Here is a 20,017-nt window from a genome sequence, read left to right on the forward strand (position 1 = left end):
ACAGAAGGACGCAGTGCCTTTGCAGCTGATGTCTTTGCCTTTCTGGTTGTCATTCCCGCAGGGAATCTGCTGTTTGCTCGTAGCGGCTCAAATGCCATCCGCGGGCACAAATGAAGGGGGCACGGTTAAACCGTGCCCCCTTCATTTGTGCCCGCGCCCCTAACCTTATGGGTAGTGCACGCGGACAGCAGATTCCCTTCGGGAATGACAACCAGAAAAACAAAAGCAACGATTACGCTACCGCTTAGCTTTTTTCGCGACAGTCTTCTTGGCTACGGCCTTCTTCTTCGCCACAACAGTCTTTTTGACCGCAGCCTTCTTCTTCACCGCGACCTTCCTCACTGGCAACGTCTTCGACGGGAGCCGCTTGGCGGCAGACTTCTTCACCGCCTTCTTCGCGACCGCTTTCTTTGCAGGCGCAGCTTTCTTTGCCACTGCCTTTTTCGCGGGAGCCGCCTTCTTTGCAGCCTTAGGCTTCACAGCCGCCACCGGCTTAGGAGAGTTCGCCAATTTAGCCGTGTGATTCTCCATCAGCCTCTCAAGCTGCCCGATCAGGGCGCCTGTCTGCATCGGCTTCACCAGCATCTTGTCGGCGCCCATCTCCTGCCAGTCCTCCTCGCTGAAGGGGAGCGCGGTAAGCAGCGCCACCGCGGGCTGATACGGCGCGGACCGGGCAGCCAGAATGACCTCACGCCCGGAGGCATCGTGCTCCATGCGCATGTCGGTAATCACCATGTGGTACTCGTTCAGCTTGAGCTTCGACTTCCCCTCCCGCGCGCTCGCGGCAGTATCCACATCAAACCCGCTGATCTCCAGCACAGCCTTCACGGTAAGCAAAATAGAGACTTCATCATCGACCAATAAAACACGGCGCTTTGCCATAAGTGGGGTTCTCCTCAAAGACTATAAAGACTATTCAGTAACTTGTGCGTAGCCTTGTGTCCGCCTGCTGCTCTGCCGGGGACATCCGACACATCCTCGCAGTTTCTCCGCAAGGGTGCAAGCTGTCATCCCAGGCGAAAAACGTAAGAGGCCTCCAGTGGATGGAGGCCTCTAGACTACTCTGTTTGCTACCCGACACTTCTAAGCGTCTTCGCCGGGCCACTTCCACCCGTTGATCTCCGGGCTATCGATTCCGTTCTCATGTGCGTAGCTCACGCTCTCGATGATCTGGTCCTTCAGCCATTCCTTGACGTGCGCGGCGCTCGCCTGCAGGGTCGGCACGCGGTCGATCACGTCGATAGCCAGATCGAAGCGATCGATCTGGTTCAGGATTGCCAGCTCCAGCGGCGTGTTGATATTGCCCTTCTCCTTGTATCCGCGCACATGGAAGTTGTCGTGGTTCTTCCTGCGGTACGTGAACTTATGGATCAGCGAAGCATACGCATGGAAGTTGAAGATGACCGGCTTGTCCTTCGTGAACAGGCTGTCGAACTCACGCTCCGACAAACCATGCGGATGCTCTTCCGAAGGCATCAGGCGGAACAGATCGACCACATTGACGAAGCGAATCTTTACCTCCGGGCAGCGCTCCCGGAGAATCGCAACCGCCGCCAGGCACTCCGAGGTGGGGATGTCTCCCGCGCACGCCATCACGACATCGGGCTCCTGGCCCGCGTCGTTACTGGCGAAGTCCCAGATGCCGATGCCCTTGGTGCAATGGTTCACTGCCGCGTCCATGTCCAGATACTGCAGATGCGCCGCCTTGTCGGCGACGATGACATTGACGTAATCCACGCTGCGCAGGCAGTGGTCCGCCACGCTCAGCAGGCAGTTCGCATCGGGCGGAAGATAGATGCGCGTCACCTCGGGGCTCTTGTTCGTCACCAGGTCGAGGAAGCCAGGGTCCTGATGCGTGAAACCGTTGTGGTCCTGCCGCCAGACCAATGAGGTGATGAGCAGGTTGATCGACGAGATCGGGGCGCGCCAGCGCAGTTCCAGCTTGCTCTTTTCCAGCCACTTCGCGTGCTGGTTGAACATCGAGTCGATGATGTGGACGAACGCTTCATAGCTCGAAAAGAAGCCGTGGCGTCCCGTGAGCACGTAGCCCTCGAACCAGCCTTCGAGCGTGTGCTCGCTGAGCATCTCCATCACGCGCCCGTCAGTGGAGAGGAAGCCGCCATCGGCATCCTCCGGCTTCATCTCCGCCATCCACGCCTTGCCGCTCGCTTCATACATTGCATCGAGCTTGTTGGAGGCGGTCTCATCCGGCCCGAAGACGCGGAAGCTCGTCATGTTCTGGCGAATGATGTCGCGCAGAAACTGCCCCAGCGTAGCGGTCGATGAGACCTCGATCTGTCCGGGCTTCTCGACCTTCACGGCATACTGGCGGAAGTCCGGCAGCTCCAGCGGCTTGCGCAGCTCACCGCCGTTCGCGTGCGGATTGCCGCTGATACGCCGCTGTCCTACCGGAGCCGTCTCTCTGAACTCGGCATGGAGCTTGCCGCTCTCGTCGAACAACTCTTCCGGCTTGTAGCTGCGCAGCCACGCCTCCACCTGCTTCAGATGAGCGGGGTTCGTAACCGGGTCGAGGATGGGCATCTGGTGCGCGCGCCACGAGCCTTCCAGCTTATGTCCATCGACCTCCTTGGGACACGTCCAGCCCTTCGGCGTGCGCAGGATGATCATCGGCCAGCGCGGCCGCTCAGGCACCGTGCCCGCAGGGGCGCTGCGCGCCTTCTGCTGAATCGCGCAAATCTCGAGCACACACTGCTCCATCACGGAGGCCATCTGCTGGTGCATCAGCGCCGGATCGTCGCCTTCGACCACATAGGGCGTCCAACCATAGCCGCGGAAGAGACTATCCAACTCTTCGCGCGAGATTCTGGCGAGGATCGTGGGGTTAGCGATCTTGTAGCCGTTCAAGTGCAGCACCGGCAGCACAGCGCCATCGTGGATCGGGTTCAGGAACTTGTTCGAGTGCCACGAGGTCGCGAGCGGCCCGGTCTCGGATTCTCCATCGCCCACCACCACCGTCACGATGAGGTCAGGATTATCGAAGGCCGCGCCGAATCCATGCGAGAGGCTATAGCCCAGCTCGCCGCCTTCGTGAATCGAACCCGGTGTCTCCGGCGTGCAGTGGCTTCCGATGCCGCCCGGAAACGAGAACTGCTTGAAGAACTTCTGCAGGCCGGTGATGTCTTCGCTCATCGCCGGATAGACCTCGGAGTACACGCCTTCGAGGTAGCTGTTCGAAAGCGTCGCAGGCGCTCCGTGGCCCGGTCCCGAGACGTAGATCAGGTCGAGGTCATACTTCTTGATCAGCCGGTTCAGATGCACCCAGGTAAAGGTCTGTCCGGGGTCGGAGCCCCAGTGGCCCAGCAGCCGGTTCTTGATGTGCTCAGGCTTCAGCGGCTCGCGCAACAGCGGATTGTGGCGGAGGTACAACATGCCCGCACAGAGATAGTTGCAGGCTCGCCAGTAGCCGTCGATCAGGCGAAGCTCTTCAGCCCCCAGTGGGTTGTTCGTAGTTTGAGAAGAATTTGGCGAAGAAGAAAGAGAGGAGGTGCTATTCATAGATGCCCTCGTTCGATAACTGCCTGCGCAGGTGTTTGGGTCGTGTGGATTACGGTTTCGATCGAGCCATGCGGTCGACGTGCACGGCGATCATGAGATCTTCCTGGGCGGGTACGACAAAAATCTCCGTCTTAGACTGTGATGCGCTAATTCGTTGCAACCCCGTTGGCTTCCCGGCATTTAACGGAAAATTGATGAGGATCCCCATAGCGTCCAGACCGCCGAGTACCTCCGCGCGCGTCAGGGCATCGTGCTCTCCGATGCCTCCGGCAAACACAATGGCATCGAGGCCACCCAGCAGCCAGCAGAACCCGCCGATGGCCTTCGTCACGCTACGCGTAAAGATCTTCAGCGCCAGCGCGGCCTGCGCATTGCCGTCCGCCGCCGCCTTCCGCACCGCCTTCATATCGTTCGCCATCCCGGTCAGAGCCACCATCCCCGATGCATGGTTGAACATCGTCTCGAGCTTCGAGGCAGCCTCGTTCCCCTTACCCTTCTGCTGCCGGAGCAGGTACAGCATCAGGCCTGGATCGAGGTCACCGGGGCGGGTACCCATCACCACGCCGCCCGTCGGTGTCAGTCCCATCGTGGTGTCCACGGAACGGCCCTCCAACAGGGCCGTCACGCTGCAACCGCTGCCCAGGTGCGCGATGACCATGCGCTTGGGCAGCTCTCCGGCAACCTGCATCTGGCGCACAATCGACTCGCAGCTCAGCCCATGAAAGCCATACCGGCGAGCACCCTGCTCGCGATAGGCTACGGGCACCGGATAGGTCGTCGCCTCCTCCGGCATCGTCTGGTGAAACACCGTGTCGAAGCAGGCGTAGTGGGCGACCTTCGGAAATCGCTCCCCGCCTGCGCGAATCATCTCGATGACCTCAGGATCGTGCAACGGCGCAAAAGCCACGGCCTCCTCCAGATCACGCAGCACCTCAGGCGTAATCTGCTGATGATCCTTGAGCTTCGCACCCGGATGCACGACGCGATAGCCGACGGCCTCGACCTCCGGCATCTGCTTCCCGGACACGGTATCCAGAACAAGTTGGATCGCCTCCTGCAGCGTCTGGGCCTTCACACTGGAAGGCTCATGGCTCAGACCGGGTGTATCCGTTGCATGGATCTCCAGCGTAGCTTCCGCCCCCCCCACGCCGCTCAGTTCTCCGTCGTACAGCAGACGTGGATCAGCTTGCTCCTGGACGTCGAACATCGAAAACTTGATCGAGGAAGAACCGCTGTTGAGTACGAGTATGCGCATGCCCCACCGCTCCGCGAAGATCCGCCAAACCGACGTTACACCCAGCACGTCAATCGACGATCAAGCAGGTAAAAACTATTAGAGGGCGAATGGTGAACGAAGGATTTCTAAGCCAAAGAGCAATAAGTCCAGACGCGCCCCAGAAACAGCGCCATAGGCGCGGCTCATCCCAGCCTGGGGCGCAGCCCCAGGTAAAGGGCCAATAAGCCCCAGAGGGCTGAAAGCCTGACTCATCGTTCAACCACCCATATCGTCGGGATCACCCAATCACCTTAATCCCACACATATCGTTCATCGCAAGAAATACCGTACTTGGCTAAAAGCACCCGGTACTCCTCCTGGAAAGAACACTTCCGATGATGCTCTTCTTGCCTATCGATATAGGTCCTCAAAGCCTCCAGTTGAGAAGGCCCGAGAGAAAACGCACCATACCCTCGCTGCCAGGCGAAACTCGCCAACTCGGGAAATTCATCTTTGATCCACTTGGAAGACGATGCTTTCAACTTCTCGACTATTTTAGAGACCGTAACGGTGCGGGAGAGACGAATGGCAAGATGAACGTGATCTTCTACACCACCAGCGCGATAACACTCACAACCGATATCGCGAGCAACCGTAGCAAGATACGCAGTAACGCAACACGGGCGGGAGCCTTCAAAACCGGCATCCGGTCTTTTGTGCTGAAGATGACATGAATGAGGAGATAGGAGTTGGATTGTGGCATAGCGCAGGCAGCGATGAATCAGGCTTTCAGCCCTTTATCGTTTCTCTGGCATGATACCTGGGGCTCCGCCCCAGGCTGGGATGAGTCGCGCCGTTGGCGCTCTATTGCCGCCAGACCGACGTTACACCCAGCACGTCAATCGACAATCAAGCAGATCAACCTGATGGATGCTTAGAGGGCGAATTGTGAACAAAGGATTTCTAGATCAGGGAGCCACGAGTCCAGACGCGCCACAGAACCAGCGCCAAAGGCGCGTCTCATCCCAGCCTGGGGCGAAGCCCCAGGTAAAGGGCCAATAAAATCCAGAGGGCTGAAAGCCTGACTCATCAAGCTTGCGGCCGATACCCTTGGAGACGTAGTCTGAAAGAGGCAATGCGTCTTCTTCGCCAATTCGGTGTGTTCGTCCTGCTGCTGGTGACCTGCCTGGCTCCGGCCATGGCGTGCATGGTTCCCGATGTGCAGATGAGCGCGCAAGAGCGTGCCTGCTGCCGCGCGATGAAGAATCAGTGCGGCCAGATGGAGATGCCGGCGTCCCAGGATTGCTGCCAGACGACTCCGCCGAGCGTCCACGATAACGCGTTGGGCACAAAGGCAGTGACGTACCACCCGGTCATGCTTCCAGTGATCTGGCTGGCGGCTGTCGATCTGCTAAGGCCGACCTCTCCTCTCCCCGGATGGGTTGAGCGTCCCGACTACTCGCCTCCGCAGTCCCCGCCCACCACCATTTCCATTCTAAGAATCTAGACCTCTCCTCTCTCGCACTTCGTTCGAGTTGCGTACGCGCACTCGTGTCTGAACTGTTATCGAGACAGGAGATTTCCCTATGAAGGTGGCCTTGTACTGGACCGCCGCATGGGTGCTGGCAAGCGGCGTCCTCGCATCCGCGCAGGATATGCCCGCCAAGCCAACACCCGTTGCCCAATTGATCGCTGAAGCAGAGGCGAACAACTCACAGATTTCCGCCGCAGACCATTCGTGGAAGGCGGCAACCCACGTCGCCCAACAAGTAACAACGCTACCCGACCCGCAGTTCACGGTGCAGCAGTTCAGCGTGGGCAGCCCGAAGCCCTTCGCGGGCTTCAGCAACAGCGACTTTGCCTATATCGGTCTGGGCGCCTCTCAGGATCTCCCCTATCCCGGAAAGCTCCGGCTCAAGGGAGAGGTGGCAAACCGGGAGGCAGACACGCAACACGCACAGGTAGATGTCCTGCGCTCCTCCATTGCAGAGCAGATCAAGCTCGTCTATCTGCGCCTGGCCTATCTCGACGCGACGCTCGCCATTCTGAATCAGAATGACGCCGTTCTGCAGCCGCTGATTCAAAGCGGGCTCGCACGTTACAGCGTGGGTCAAGGCAGCCAGGCCGATGTACTCAAAGCTCAGATTGAACACACAAAGATTCTGCGCGAAGTCACGATGCACCACCAGGAGATGGGCCAGCTCCAGGCAGATCTCAAACAGTTGTTGCATCGTTCGCAGGACTCTGCCGACATCCTCCCGGAACCGCTTGCGGCTACACCGCTGCGCTCTACCGCTGAGGAACTGCAAGCGCTGGTCGAGGAACACAACCCCGCGGTTCACAAAGATGCAAACGCCGTTCAAACGCAGAATGCACAGCTCAAATCAGCCCAACGCGATGGCAAGCCGGACTTCAATGTCGGCTATATGTTCCAGCAAACAGGCAGTGGGTATCGGGACTATTACGTGATGAGCCTCAACCTGAGGCTGCCCCGGCATAAACGAGTGGAGGCAGAGGTAGCAGAGGCGACAGAGCGGCTGAACCAGTCCAGGCAGGCACTCGACTCTCAAACGCAGCAGCAGCTTGCCGAAGTCCAGAAGCAATACATCGCTGTCACCAGCACGGAAGAGCTGCTGAAGGAGTACCAGGAAGGCTTGATTCCGCAAGCGGATGCCGCCTTCCATTCAGAGGAAGCGGCCTACCAATCGAACAAGCAGCAGTTCGCTCCGGTTCTCTCTTCGCTGCTCGATGTCCTGTCGTTTGAGCACGACTATCAACAAGCGCTCTTCGATCACGAGACAGCTTTAGCCCACCTTGAAACGCTGACTGGAGCGACACTCCGATGAACAAGTACATCCTGCGCACCTCTCTTCTCTGGCTCTTGATCTTCGCCATCGTCCTCAGCGTCATGGCCTATCGCTCCCATCGACGGACACAGCCCGCCGCCTACTCTGAGGGTATTCAGCCGATCGCATCCGGCCCGTCGCCGCAGCCTGCGATGGCACCGGCAGAGAACGGCATGGCCATGTCTTCGCAAAAGATGGAAGCCCCTCTGGTCCCCGTGCAACTCAGCACCGAACAACTGCAAAGCATCGGGGTAAGGACCGGCACCGTCGAGTACAAACAACTCAACGATGACATCCGGGCAACCGGCACCGTGGATATCGACGAGCGGCTTCTTTCCTATGTGCAGGTGCGTTTTCCGGGCTACATACGCAGGGTCTTTGCCGATGCCACCTACCAATATGTAAGAAAAGGCGAGCCGCTCTTCACCATCTACAGCCCCGATCTTGTCGCCACACAACAGGAGTATCTGCTGGCCCGCCAGAACCAGAAGGCCATGAGCGCCAGCAGTGTTGAGGGCGTTGCTTCCGGAGCGGCCTCTCTCTCCTCTGCCGCGGAACAACGGTTGCAGCAATGGGATATTCCGCAAAGCGAGATCGCAAAGCTGAAAGAGACGGGCAAAGCCATCTCCGATCTGACGATCGACGCACCGGCGTCAGGGTACATCACGGAGCGCAACGCCTTACCCAACATGTACGTCGAGCCCAGCACACGCTTGTACACCGTGGCCGATCTGTCGCGTGTCTGGGTAAACGCGCAGGTGTTTCAAAACGATATCGGCAGGCTGAAGCCCGGGGATCGTGCCGCAATCACAGTCGATGCCTACCCTGATCGAACCTTTTCAGGGCGCATTGAAGACATCCTTCCCCAGGTCGACATGACAACGCGCACCGTGCGAGTGCGGCTTGCGATCAGCAATCCCGGCGTCAAGCTCAAGCCGGGGATGTTCGTGAACGTGGATCTGAAATCGGCACTAGGACGGCAGCTTACGGTTCCCGCCTCCGCCGTCTTCCAGACCGGCACACGACAGGTCGTCTTTCTCGATCACGGCAATGGAAACCTGGAACCGAAGGATGTGGTTCTCGGCCCGCGCGTCGGGGATGACATTGCTGTCCTCAAAGGACTGGAAGCGCATCAGCAGATCGTCACCTCGGCCAACTTCCTGCTTGATTCGGAGAGTCAGCTACAGGCGGCATCAGGCGCCTACACGCCACCGCCATCGAGCACAGGCAATGCAATGCAGCAGGCTGCAATGGTGAACATCGATTTCACCACGGATCCCAACCCAGCACACAGAGGGTCCAACACGTTCCGCGTAAAACTCACGGATGCCCATAACAGCCCCATCACCGGAGCGGATGTCAGCGTGACCTTCTTCATGCCTTCGATGCCTGCCATGGGCATGGCGGCGATGAATGCGACCACCAGGCTCATGCCCAAAGGCGCTGGACTGTATGAAGGCCAGGGCAATCTTGACACTGGCGGAACATGGCAGGTCACGGTCACCGTGCAGCAGAACGGACAAACCATCGCCACGAAACAACTGCATGTAAACGCAGAAGGAGGGATGTAACATGCTCTCCAAAATTATCGATCTTTGCGCGCGCAATCGCTTTCTCGTCTTTGCCTGTGTTCTGTTGCTCACGTTCGCAGGCATCTGGTCGCTTCGACACGTTCCGCTCGATGCGCTGCCCGACATCTCGGACGTGCAGGTAATCGTTCATACAAGCTGGGCGGGCGAGCCACCGGATGTCATCGAAGACCAGGTGACCTATCCGATTGTGACGAGCCTGCTGGCTGCGCCTCACGTCAAAGCTGTGCGTGCGCAGACCATGTTCGGCGACTCCTACGTCTATGTCGTCTTTGAGGATGGCACCGACCTGTATTGGGCGCGTTCCCGCGTTGTCGAATACCTTCAGCAGATCAGCGGCCGCCTGCCGGCTGATGTCCATCCGGCTATCGGTCCCGATGCAACCGGTGCAGGATGGGTCTTCGAGTATGCCATCGTGGACAAGAGCGGAACGCACAGTCTTGCCGATCTGCGCAGCCTGCAGGATTGGCATCTGCGTTACGCCCTGGAGACAGTGCCTGGCGTCTCTGAGGTAGCCAGCATCGGCGGCTATGTGCGCCAGTACCAGGTCCGTCTCGACCCGAATAAGCTGCTGGCCTACAACATCCCGCTCTCTACCGTGATCGACCGCGTAAAGGCCAGCACCAGCGAGGTGGGCGGCAGGGCGCTGGATCTAAGCGGAGCGCAGTACATGATCCGCGGCCTCGGCTATCTGCGTTCGCTGAACGACCTCGAAACAGTAGCGGTCGGCAGCAAGAACGGTACACCGATCTTGCTGCGCGATCTCGGCAGCGTGGCCTTCGGTCCGGATATTCGAGAAGGGGTCGCGGAGTGGAACGGGGATGGCGAGACTGTCGGCGGCATTGTGGTCATGCGTCAGGGGATGAACGCGCTCAATGTCATCCAGGGAGTGAAACAGAAGCTTCGCGAGATCGCCCCTTCACTTCCGGCGGGCGTCCAGATCGTCTCCGGCTACGACCGTGCGGGATTGATTCAGGATTCGATTGCCACGCTTCAACGCGACCTGCTGGAAGAAGCAGTCATCGTAAGCCTGGTGATCATCGTCTTCCTCTTTCACTTCCGGTCAGCATTGATCGCAATTATCGCCTTGCCCATTGCGGTCTTAGTCTCTTTCATCCCGATCTACTTCCTGGGTGTCAGCGCCAACATCATGTCTCTCGGAGGCCTGGCACTCGCGATCGGAGTGCTGGTCGATGCGGCGATCGTCATGGTCGAGAATGGCTATCGTCACTTGTCGGAGCGGCAGCAGTCGGACGACACACCGGTCTCCGAGCCGGAGCGCCACGAAATTCTCATCAACTCCGCCAAGCAGGTGGGCCCAGCGCTCTTCTTCTCGCTGCTCATCATCGTGGTCTCCTTCCTTCCCGTCTTCCTGCTCGAAGCCCAGGAGGGGCGCATGTTCCGCCCTCTTGCCTGGACGAAGACCCTGGCCGTAGGTTCCTCTTCCATTCTTGCCATCACCCTGGTTCCGGTATTGATGGTGCTGCTCATTCGCGGAAAGCTGCGACCGGAGAATGCCAATCCCATCTCGCGCGTTACGCAGGCCCTCTATCTGCCGATCCTTCGCTTCTGCTTGAAGTATCGCAAGCTGACCATCGGGCTCAACCTCATCTTTCTGGTTGCGACCTTGCCTGTCGCGTTCAAGTTGGGCAGTCAGTTCATGCCTCCGCTCTTTGAGGGCTCTGCACTCTACATGCCGACAGCACTTCCCGGCATCGCGATCGAACAGGCGAAGGCCTTGCTGCAAAAACAGGATGCGATTCTACGCACAGTCCCGGAGGTGGCCAGCGTCTTCGGCGCTGTCGGACGTTCGGACAGCGCGACGGACAACGCGCCGCTCGATATGTACGACACCACCATCATGCTCAAGCCGCGCGAGCAGTGGCGTCCCGGCATGACCTACGAAAAGCTCATTCAAGAAATGGATGCGAAGGTGCAATTTCCCGGCCTCGCAAACACCTGGACAAGCCCGGTCGAGAACCGGCTGGATATGGAACTGACTGGCATCAAGACACCTCTCGGCCTCAAGGTCCAGGGCCCAAACGTCGACGGCATCGAACAACTCGCTGCACGGATGCAGAGCGTTCTCGCGGCGATGCCGCAGGTACGGTCAGTCTTCGCGGAACGAATCTCGCAGGGCTTTTATGTCAACGTGGAAGCGAACCGTGAAGAGGCCGCGCGCTACGGCCTCAGTGTTGCCGATATTCAAACAGCCGTAGCCTCCGGTATCGGCGGACAAAACATTGCGGAGAACATCGAAGGACGCGAGCGTTACCCCATCAACGTCCGTTACTCGCAGGACTTTCGCGACAGCGTGGACCGGATGCGCAGCGTCTTGATCGCGACGCCTTCAGGGGCGCAGATTCCACTCGGACAGGTAGCACGCATCTCGTTCTCGCACGGCCCGGCCATGATCCGCGACGAGGATGGCCAGCTCACCGGGTATGTGTACATCGACCTCAAAGACAGCAACTACGGTGGTTTCGTCGAAGCTGCTACTCGGAAGCTGCACAGCCAGATTGCACTGCCTGCGAGTTATGGCTTCAAGTGGTCGGGAGAGTATGAGTTCGAGCTACGCGCCAAGCAACGGCTCAAGCTCATCCTGCCCATCGTCTTCTTCCTCATCTTCCTGCTTCTCTACATGGTCTTTCATTCCGTCGCCGAAGCCGTGGTGCTGATCGTTCCGACGATCTACGCGATGACCGGCGGACTGCTGCTGCAATGGCTGCTCGGTTACAACTTCAGCGTCGCGGTATGGGTTGGATATATCGCGCTGTTTGGCATCGCGGTGGAAACAGGGGTCGTCATGGTGGTCTACCTTCACGAAGCCCTGGAACATCGTTTGCAGCAAGGCACGACTCTGACAAACGCCGATATAGAGGCCGCGGCGATTGAAGGGGCCGTCCACCGGCTGCGCCCCAAATTGATGACGGTCATAGCCGTGCTTGCCAGCCTCGTTCCCATCCTCTGGGAGTCCGGCATCGGCTCTGACGTGATGAAGCCGATCGCCGCACCTATCGTGGGTGGCATGATTACTTCCACTATTCACGTCCTGATCCTTGTGCCCGTCTTCTTTGTGATGATGAAGGAACGAGCCTTGCGTAAAGGACATCTCCACGCGGAGAAAGAAACCGGGCATCCAGTTCAACCCTCAATTCAAGAAGAGCTCTAACGACTCGGGGCGTCATGGTTGTTGCACTTGCTTCGGAGATAGGTCCGGGCTTTAGCCCGGACATTCAAGACAAGAACGAATGAGGCTTTAGCCTCTGGGACAAGCCTTCTTTCTGACAAACGGCCATGCCTCAGGACAAGAATGCCTGTCCCAAGGGCTAAAGCCCAGACTGTGCTGGTTCATTCATGCCCGGGCTTTAGCCCGGACCTATCTCAGAAGCAACAACCATGACAACAACAAAAGCAGACCGTTCCGATTCCCCCAGGCACGACTAATGCGGATAAGAAATCAACATCATTTTATTTTTCGTCGATAACCGCAGAAAACACGGGCTTTGGCCATGGGTTACAGATACACTTTTCCCAATCTGTTTTCAGGATGTGCCATGCGCCGAATGTTATTCGCTCCGCTTCTATGCCTTCTCGCCTTGTTCGCGCTTCCGCAGGTACACGCGCAAGCGCCTCACCTTCTGCGCGCGCCTTCGATCTCTGAGACGCAGATTGCCTTTCGCTACGCCGATGACATCTGGCTGGTCTCTCGCGACGGAGGCGCCGCGCGGCGGCTGACCTCGACGTCCAACATCACCGAAGGTCCCTACTTTTCACCCGACGGCAACACCATCGCCTACTCCGCCAACACCGGAGGCAACACAGACATCTACACGATCTCCGCGACCGGCGGAGCGCCGAAGCGCATCACCTATCGCCCCGGCGGTAACTTCGTCACAGGCTGGACGCCCGATGGCCATGACCTGCTGATGCAGAGCATGCAGAACGCCGTGCGCGTCTACTTCCAGCTCTATCGCGTGCACGCCGACGGCAGTGGCCTGCCCGAGCGTCTGCCGCTGCCCTCCGCCTGGTACGGCACGCTGTCTCCCGACGGCTCACATCTCGCCTACAACCCCTGGCTGCAGTGGCAGGAGGAGTCCTGGAAGCGCTATCGCGGCGGCCAGACACAGCCTGTCTGGATCGTCGACCTGAAGACGCTGGACCGCGTCAAGATTCCGCGTGAGAACTCCAACGATCGCTATCCCCTGTGGCTCGGCGACTCGGTCTACTTCCTCTCCGATCGCAACGGCCCCACGACGCTCTTCCGCTACGACGTGAAGAGCAAAGAGGTGAAGCAGCTCGTCGAGAACCATGGCTTCGAACTCAAGACTCTGGGTGGCCGCGGCAACACACTGGTCTACGAGCAGTTCGGCACGATCCATCTTTACGACCTGACCGGCGGCGCGGATCACCTCGTCAACATCTCGCTCGACGGCGATCTACCCTCGCTTGTGCCGCACCTGGCCAAGATCAACAGCAGTGAGATCCAGAACGCGGACATCTCGCCTACCGGCGTGCGCGCCGTGTTTGAGGCCCACGGCGACATCTTCACCGTGCCCGCCGAGAAGGGCGATGTGCGCAACCTCACCAACAGCTCAGGCTCCGCCGAGCGCTCTCCCGCGTGGTCGCCCGACGGCAAGCGCATCGCCTACTTCTCCGATGCCACCGGCGAGTACAAGCTCTATCTGCGCGACCAGGACGGCCTCTCCGCACCGAAGGTCATCGACCTCGGCCCGGACCCCACGTACTACTACTCGCCAGCCTGGTCGCCCGACTCCAAACGCATCGTCTTCTCCGACAAGCGGCTGAACCTCTGGTACGTCAACGTCGATCCCGCGCTGGGCCCGGCAAAGCCCATCAAGGTCGACACCGATCTGCGCGAAGGCTTTGGTCCATCCGGCTTCAGTGCGAGCTTCTCACCCGATAGCCAGTGGATTCTGTACGCACGCTCTCTACCGAGCCTGGAGGACGCTGCCTTTCTCTACTCCATCGCAACGGGCAAGAGCACACAGATCACCGACGGCATGAGCAACGTCACCAATCCGGTCTTCGACAAGAACGGAAAGTATCTCTACTTCACCGCCAGCACCGATATCGGCCCGGCAATCGATGGCTTCGGTCTGGGCAGCCTGAACCGCACGACGACCGCGAATGTTTACATCGCAGTGCTGTCTAAGGACGAAAAGTCGCCCATACCGCCGGAGAGCGACGACGAGAAGAGCAAGGCCGACGACGATAAGAAACCAGCCCCAGGCGACGCCGCCAAGTCCGATGAAAAGAAGGACGCGGCAAAGGACAGCGATAAAAAGGACGACAAGGACAAAGACAAAAAAGACAAACCCACACCGCCGACAAAGATCGATCTCGACGGCATTCAGCAGCGTATTCTCGCTCTGCCGATACCGGCTCGCAACTACGTCACGCTGGTCGCCGGCAAAGAAGGCGTCATCCTTCTCGGCGAGGGCAACGCTGCGGCGAACCCTTCGGCCGGAAACGGAATCATGCGCTCGGTGTGGCGCTTCACGCTGGAGACGCGCAAGACCGAAGACGTGCTGCATGACTCCACGGCCATCGCTACCTCCTTCGACGGAGAGAAGGCTCTCTACATGAAGGGATCCGGCTGGTTCATCGCCAAGGTGAGCGACCTGAATCCCGGCGCCGCCGATGGCACTCCCGGCAAGGGACTCAACCTGGACGGCATGAACGCGAAGATCGACCCACGCGCGGAGTGGCGCCAGATGTACGCAGAGTCCTGGAGGATCGAGCGCGAGTTCTTCTACGATCCCGGCTTCCACGGCCTCAACCTGAAGAAGATCAGCGACAAGTACGCGCCGTATCTCGACGGGCTTAGCTGCCGCAACGATCTCACCTACCTGCAAAAGGAGATGCTCGGCGAGATCACCGTCGGCCACATGTTCATCGGCGGGCCGCACACCGACAACGACACGCCGAAGTCCGGCCTGCTCGGTGCGGACTATGCCGTGGACCACGATCGCTACAAGTTTGCGCACATCGTCAACGGCGGCAACTGGAACCCGAAGATGTACTCACCGCTCACCCAGCCCGGCGTCAACGTGCATGAGGGCGACTACCTGCTCGCGGTCAACGGCACGCCGCTGCACGCGACGGACAACCTGTACGCGGCCTTCGAAGGTCTGGCCGGCAAGCAAACCACCATCACGGTCGGCTCCAATCCCGAAGGCTCCGGTTCGCGCGACGTGCTGGTCGTGCCCGTCTCCAGCGAGGGCGAGATGCGCTTCCACGCCTGGATCGAAGAAAACATCCGCCGCACCAATGAGCTCTCGAACGGACAGATCGCGTATGTGTATCTGCCCAACACGGCGGGAGAGGGCTTCGACAGCTTCAACCGCTACTTCTTCGCGCAGACCGACAAGAAGGCCGTCATCGTCGACGAGCGCTACAACCAGGGCGGCGATATCGCTGACTACGTCATCGATGTGCTGAAGCGCACACCGATGCTCAACTACGAGTCTCGCCAAGGGCTGCACACGACCGAGCCCACCGGCGCAATCTTCGGGCCCAAGGCGATGCTGATCAACCAGAACGCCGGCTCCGGCGGCGACGCGATGCCCTGGCTCTTTCGCCAGGCCAAGCTCGGCCCACTGGTAGGCACGCGCACGTGGGGCGGCTTGGTAGGCATCGGCGGCTATCCCACGCTGCTGGATGGTGGCAGTATTACAGCACCGCGCACCGCCCTCTACGGCCTGCACGGCGAGTTCGAGATCGAAAACCACGGCGTCGCCCCCGACGTGGAAGTGGAAGACGATCCGAAGCTGGTGGCCGCCGGTCACGACCCGCAACTGGAGAAGGCTGTTTCTATTCTGCTCGACGAGCTGAAGCAGAACCCTCCACCGCAGTTCGTAACGCCTCCGTATCCCAACTATCACCAGAACGATGGGCTGGGCGGGAAGTAGCAGGGCGGGAAGATCTTCACAATCGCAGAAATTCAAACCCCACACGAGACATCGTGTGGGGTTGTTTTTTATCGATTGGACTATTTAGATGGAGTCATTGCGCGAAGCGCGTTCCCCGATGCTTCAGCATCGGGGAGGCGGAGGGTAAGGGAGGCAATCGCCTTTAGGCCCCTGAATTCGGGTTTAGCAAAGATGTGGCCTTTAGGCCCGGGCCTTCTTTCGGCTGCGGACAAAATGCCCGGGGCTAAAGCCCAATTCTTTCTTGGCCCCTTGTTCCGTAGCCTAAAGGCTACGGCTCCCTCCGTCTCCGCGACGCTAAAGCGTCACGGTTGGCGCTTCGCGCTATTTGAACGCCCTATGCTTCGTTGAATGATCAACGCACGACCCTAGCGCAGAAAATGCTGCCCCTCCAACCACTGCTGGAACAATTCAGGCCACGCCGACTCTTCCGGAATACCCGTCGCCAGGCCCGCTCCATGCAGTCCATGCTGAAAGAACTTCGCCTCCACCGGCACATTGCCCGCATGCAACGCCTCCGCAAAGAGCACGCTGTTCAGGGGGCTTATCCGCGCATCGTCCATGCTCTCAAACAAGAACACGGGCGGAGTGTGCGGTGTCACGTTGTCCTGTCCGGAGAGATAGCGCTGCAAGTGGTCGAGCTCCTTGCCGCGATAGCCGTACAACAGATGGTCGTGGGAACTCTTCGCCGCATATTGCTCCGGGTCCATCGAGATGACCGGATACCCCAATCCCAGCAAGTCGGGCCGGGCATTCGTGCTGTCCACTGCATCGTGTACGGGCAGGTCGAAGTCCGAAGCGCTGTGCAGGGCCAGCGTGCTCGCCAGGTGGCCACCCGCGGAGAATCCAAAGATCATCACCCGGTTTGGGTCCACGCCCCACTGCCGCGCGCGATACCGCACCAGCTTCAGCCCACGTTGCCCATCCCACATCGGCACAGGGTAGCGATACGTGCCGTCTGTCTGCACCAGGCGGTAGTACAGCACAAAGGTAACCGCATGCAGTTGGTGGGAAAAGTACTCGCCTACCGGCGTCTGCTCCTTCGCATCGGAGAGCCGGTCATAGCCGCCGCCCGGCATCACGATAATGGCTGGGCTGGCGGCAGACTGCCCTCCGGCCGCGGGAAACATCCGCAGAAAAGGGATGTCACGGCAAGGGTCGCTGCCTGTAGCGCCGGGCGCCGTGCCTTCCCACAGACGAATGTCGTTACGGTCGCCCGGATCAAAGCAGGGTGCGGCGGCCGGTGTCTCGGAACGCTCGTGATGATGTCTCTGGGCCGGCGCCGCCCCATGAAGCAGGACGGTCAAGATCAATAAAACAAGGGCCTTGCGCATTTCGTTCTCCATAAGTACCGCGGAAAGATCGTTGAAGGTTCCTGATCCTCAGGACAGGCCTTCGCCGTGGTTATGGGAACCCGCATTTCCTCCGCCTGTCGTGACCAGCCAGGGACTAAATGCAAATCTGGTCGTTAAACGGTATGATTTTTTTACATCCAGCACAGATCAAAGCAAACTGCTTGCGCACCTGTTATACTCGCGAGTGCTTAGGTTCCGGCGAAATTAGCCGAGAGCAAACTATTTCCCCAAAAATCATGGCCGTCCAAATGACGCGCCGTGGAGGCATCCTATCCCACCGCTCGACAAACGCTCCGCTAAGTCCTTTATCCGCACCAACGAACGTATCCGTGCCCGCGAAGTCCGCGTGATCGACGAGAACGGCGAACAGCTTGGCGTCATGGCCCCCTTCGAGGCCCTGAAGATGGCTCGCGAGAAGTCCCTCGATCTCGTCGAGATCTCGCCGAACGCCGTCCCTCCCGTCTGCAAGATCCAGGACTACGGCAAGTATCTCTACGAGAAGGACAAGAGCGACCGCGCTGCGCGCAAGAAGCAGAAGGTCATCGTCATCAAGGAAGTCAAGTTCTCGGTCACCGTCGACGAGCACGACTACCAGACCAAGAAGAACCAGGCCGTGCGTTTCCTCGGCGAAGGCGACAAGGTCAAGGCCAGCCTGCGCTTCAAGGGCCGCCAGATGGCACATCGCGACCTCGGCTACAAGATCATCAATCGCCTCATCATGGATATCGGCGAGGCCGGCACGGTAGAGTTCATGCCCCGCATGGAAGGCACCACGCTGCACGCCATCCTCGCGCCCAGCAAGAAAGCCGAGCCGAAGGCTGAAACAGCCCCTGCGCCACCCCGGCCGCCCAAGCCCGAAGCCCCTGCGGCTACGGCTCCCACTCCTGTGGCTTCGTAAAGCTATCGCTGTAAATGCAAAACCCCTCTCTGCATGAGAGGGGTTTTGTGTTGTCCGCCGATCGCCTCGGGAGCGCTGGAACGGCTACCCCTAGAGCAAATCTCCTGTAGGTGTATAGCGAAACCGCGACACTTATGGCCGTTTTTTCCTAGAAAAACGGTACTGCACGCCGATTCAACTTCCCAGTCACAGGAAATTTGCTCTAGACGCTGCCCGTTCCATCGCCTATCCACTCCATGATGGCATCGAGCGCTTCTTTTTGAAGCATGAAGTTATCTATGCCCTTCCCTGGTATTTGATTAAGAACTGGAGCCATCGCGGATCTCACACCTGGATTGGCAGCAGACGCATTCTCGGGGCTGAGAGCGGAGGACTCCGGTTGAACCGTCGGCCAGTTCTTGCTTTGCGAGTTCGACGAACCCGGGCTGGGAGTCCACCCCGTTTGCAGGCCATTCAGGGCAGTACGCACCTCCTGACGGCGGATCTGCGGTGGTTGGCCTTTCGGCTGTGCTGCCGAATTCTCTTTCCAATACAGCCCCTGTGCAATGCCCGGCGGCACATCCACGACGCTTCTGTCGAATCCAGGAACAACTCCGCCAAGCCACTTCTCCATGCGCGCTGCCTGCGCATTAAATGCCTCTTCCAGGAATAGGGTACGAATACCCACCAGCGCCGGAACTTCAATCATGCCACTGCGCATTCCAATGATCGACACATTGGGGTAAAGCATGGCGAAGTAGCACCATAATCCGAGTTGCGCGCTCCTCGCGTCGATGGCAGTACCTTTCAATATCTCTTTCCATTCCGGATCGTTCCAGAATTCTGCCAGATCCGGATCTGTCCGTAGACCAATGCGATCGCCCGCCGCCACCGGAATGATCCGGTAGTTGTTGCTTTTATCCTGATAGTGCTGGTCGAGCCTGTCTTTCAGTAGGTTCCAGGTCAGAATGGACGTAAAGTGGTGTGCCTTCTCCGCCGACCGGTCTCCCTGCTTTGCAAAGAGAAAGACGTATCGATTATTGGGATTGAATCTCTTTTTCTTCTCCAGCCAGGTGCCGACCTTCTCCTCCAATTCGGCTGACGTGCTGCCCAGGCGCCATAGGGTCTGCAACTGGCCACGCGCGGCAATGGCGTTCGCAGAATTGGGAACAACGACACGACCGGGACCCATCTCACCAAACGCATTTGCAATCACTTTCGTACCGAAGGTCGCCGACTGTACCTTGACCTTGCGCGAGCCAATCTCCTTCTTCAACCAGGCGGGACTTCCAGTAGCAGCCTTGTACGCTTCGGTAAGAGATCCCCTTGCGTCTTTCCCCGGTACGGAGGGAACCGCCACTGACGTCACGCGATCCGGCCCGGCCACCGAAGCGTAGAAGTTCTTCAGAACATCTCCCGATTGGAGTGCCCCAGGCTCCGTCAGGATGACTACGCCAAGCGTCTTATCCAAACGAAGTGCGGAGGCTATGCCATTGCGATCTCCGCTCATATACGTAGCTTGAACCAGTACGTTTTTGACCGCCGGATTCCAATTCATGTTCCGCTCCAGGCAAAGTTCAGGCTCTGGCCGTGAAAACTTTGCTTCTGGAGTAACACACACGATGCAGATTTATTCCGGCAGAACGATACTTCGGGGCACGGAGG

Annotated in this window: 12 protein-coding genes and 1 pseudogene; 6 read left to right on the plus strand and 7 right to left on the minus strand. The window is 59.0% G+C overall.

What is annotated here, in order from left to right:
* Nucleotides 1-237: 237 nt before the first annotated feature.
* The 5 genes from HDF15_RS11315 to HDF15_RS11335 form a co-directional block, all read right to left on the minus strand.
* Nucleotides 238-882 (minus strand): response regulator, encoded by a 645-nt coding sequence (locus HDF15_RS11315; RefSeq protein ID WP_184255578.1) that lies wholly within the window; start codon nt 880-882, stop codon nt 238-240.
* Nucleotides 883-1,083: 201 nt separating this feature from the next.
* Entirely contained in the window at nt 1,084-3,516 is a 2,433-nt protein-coding gene (locus HDF15_RS11320) for a phosphoketolase (RefSeq protein WP_184255580.1), read from the minus strand.
* A 49-nt stretch (nt 3,517-3,565) separates the two neighbouring features.
* Nucleotides 3,566-4,771: an acetate/propionate family kinase gene (locus tag HDF15_RS11325; RefSeq protein WP_184255582.1), complete on the minus strand. Its 1,206-nt coding sequence runs from the start codon at nt 4,769-4,771 to the stop codon at nt 3,566-3,568.
* 272 nt (nt 4,772-5,043) lie between these two features.
* Entirely contained in the window at nt 5,044-5,517 is a 474-nt protein-coding gene (gene tnpA / locus HDF15_RS26445) for an IS200/IS605 family transposase (RefSeq protein ID WP_221314387.1), read from the minus strand.
* A gap of 183 nt (nt 5,518-5,700) precedes the next feature.
* A complete protein-coding gene (locus HDF15_RS11335; protein WP_184255584.1) occupies nt 5,701-5,868 on the minus strand; it encodes a hypothetical protein in 168 nt (55 codons plus the stop codon).
* Here HDF15_RS11335 and HDF15_RS11340 point away from each other — a divergent pair.
* From HDF15_RS11340 to HDF15_RS11360, 5 genes are all read left to right on the plus strand, one after another.
* The gene (locus HDF15_RS11340) at nt 5,868-6,239 is read left to right on the plus strand and encodes a hypothetical protein (RefSeq protein ID WP_184255586.1); all 372 of its coding nucleotides are present in this window, start codon (nt 5,868-5,870) and stop codon (nt 6,237-6,239) included. The two genes, HDF15_RS11335 and HDF15_RS11340, sit on opposite strands and share 1 nt — an antisense overlap.
* A 79-nt stretch (nt 6,240-6,318) precedes the next feature.
* On the plus strand, nt 6,319-7,578 hold the full coding sequence (locus tag HDF15_RS11345) for a TolC family protein (protein WP_184255588.1): 1,260 nt from the start codon (nt 6,319-6,321) through the stop codon (nt 7,576-7,578).
* The gene (locus HDF15_RS11350; protein ID WP_184255589.1) at nt 7,575-9,149 is read left to right on the plus strand and encodes an efflux RND transporter periplasmic adaptor subunit; all 1,575 of its coding nucleotides are present in this window, start codon (nt 7,575-7,577) and stop codon (nt 9,147-9,149) included. Before HDF15_RS11345 ends, HDF15_RS11350 begins: the two co-directional genes overlap by 4 nt.
* Before the next feature lies 1 nt (nt 9,150).
* The gene (locus tag HDF15_RS11355; protein ID WP_184255590.1) at nt 9,151-12,339 is read left to right on the plus strand and encodes an efflux RND transporter permease subunit; all 3,189 of its coding nucleotides are present in this window, start codon (nt 9,151-9,153) and stop codon (nt 12,337-12,339) included.
* 385 nt (nt 12,340-12,724) lie between these two features.
* Nucleotides 12,725-16,102, plus strand: coding sequence for a S41 family peptidase (locus HDF15_RS11360; RefSeq protein ID WP_184255591.1), 3,378 nt, complete (start codon nt 12,725-12,727; stop codon nt 16,100-16,102).
* Nucleotides 16,103-16,488: 386 nt separating this feature from the next.
* Here HDF15_RS11360 and HDF15_RS11365 read toward each other — a convergent pair whose 3' ends face one another.
* Nucleotides 16,489-17,454 carry an alpha/beta hydrolase gene (locus tag HDF15_RS11365; protein WP_184255592.1) on the minus strand — a complete coding sequence of 322 codons (966 nt, stop codon included), beginning with the start codon at nt 17,452-17,454 and terminating at the stop codon, nt 16,489-16,491.
* A 292-nt stretch (nt 17,455-17,746) separates the two neighbouring features.
* Between HDF15_RS11365 and infC the strand changes: the two are divergent.
* Nucleotides 17,747-18,280, plus strand: a pseudogene (gene infC, locus HDF15_RS11370) (translation initiation factor IF-3); the annotation flags it as partial.
* Nucleotides 18,281-18,575: 295 nt separating this feature from the next.
* On the opposite strand, the gene HDF15_RS11375 reads toward infC, so the two are convergent.
* Nucleotides 18,576-19,910 (minus strand): hypothetical protein, encoded by a 1,335-nt coding sequence (locus tag HDF15_RS11375; RefSeq protein ID WP_184255593.1) that lies wholly within the window; start codon nt 19,908-19,910, stop codon nt 18,576-18,578.
* Nucleotides 19,911-20,017: the final 107 nt, after the last annotated feature.

The sequence above is a fragment of the Granulicella mallensis genome, from assembly GCF_014203225.1.
GTDB lineage: Bacteria > Acidobacteriota > Terriglobia > Terriglobales > Acidobacteriaceae > Granulicella > Granulicella mallensis_A.

Bases quoted from the DNA above. Each gene is read 5' to 3' on its own strand.
- HDF15_RS11315 (WP_184255578.1), bottom strand. From the start codon at position 882: ATGGCAAAGCGCCGTGTTTTATTGGTCGATGATGAAGTCTCTATTTTG.
- HDF15_RS11320 (WP_184255580.1), bottom strand. From the start codon at position 3,516: ATGAATAGCACCTCCTCTCTTTCTTCTTCGCCAAATTCTTCTCAAACT.
- HDF15_RS11325 (WP_184255582.1), bottom strand. From the start codon at position 4,771: ATGCGCATACTCGTACTCAACAGCGGTTCTTCCTCGATCAAGTTTTCG.
- HDF15_RS11340 (WP_184255586.1), top strand. From the start codon at position 5,868: ATGCGTCTTCTTCGCCAATTCGGTGTGTTCGTCCTGCTGCTGGTGACC.
- HDF15_RS11345 (WP_184255588.1), top strand. From the start codon at position 6,319: ATGAAGGTGGCCTTGTACTGGACCGCCGCATGGGTGCTGGCAAGCGGC.
- HDF15_RS11350 (WP_184255589.1), top strand. From the start codon at position 7,575: ATGAACAAGTACATCCTGCGCACCTCTCTTCTCTGGCTCTTGATCTTC.
- HDF15_RS11355 (WP_184255590.1), top strand. From the start codon at position 9,151: ATGCTCTCCAAAATTATCGATCTTTGCGCGCGCAATCGCTTTCTCGTC.
- HDF15_RS11360 (WP_184255591.1), top strand. From the start codon at position 12,725: ATGCGCCGAATGTTATTCGCTCCGCTTCTATGCCTTCTCGCCTTGTTC.
- HDF15_RS11365 (WP_184255592.1), bottom strand. From the start codon at position 17,454: ATGCGCAAGGCCCTTGTTTTATTGATCTTGACCGTCCTGCTTCATGGG.
- HDF15_RS11375 (WP_184255593.1), bottom strand. From the start codon at position 19,910: ATGAATTGGAATCCGGCGGTCAAAAACGTACTGGTTCAAGCTACGTAT.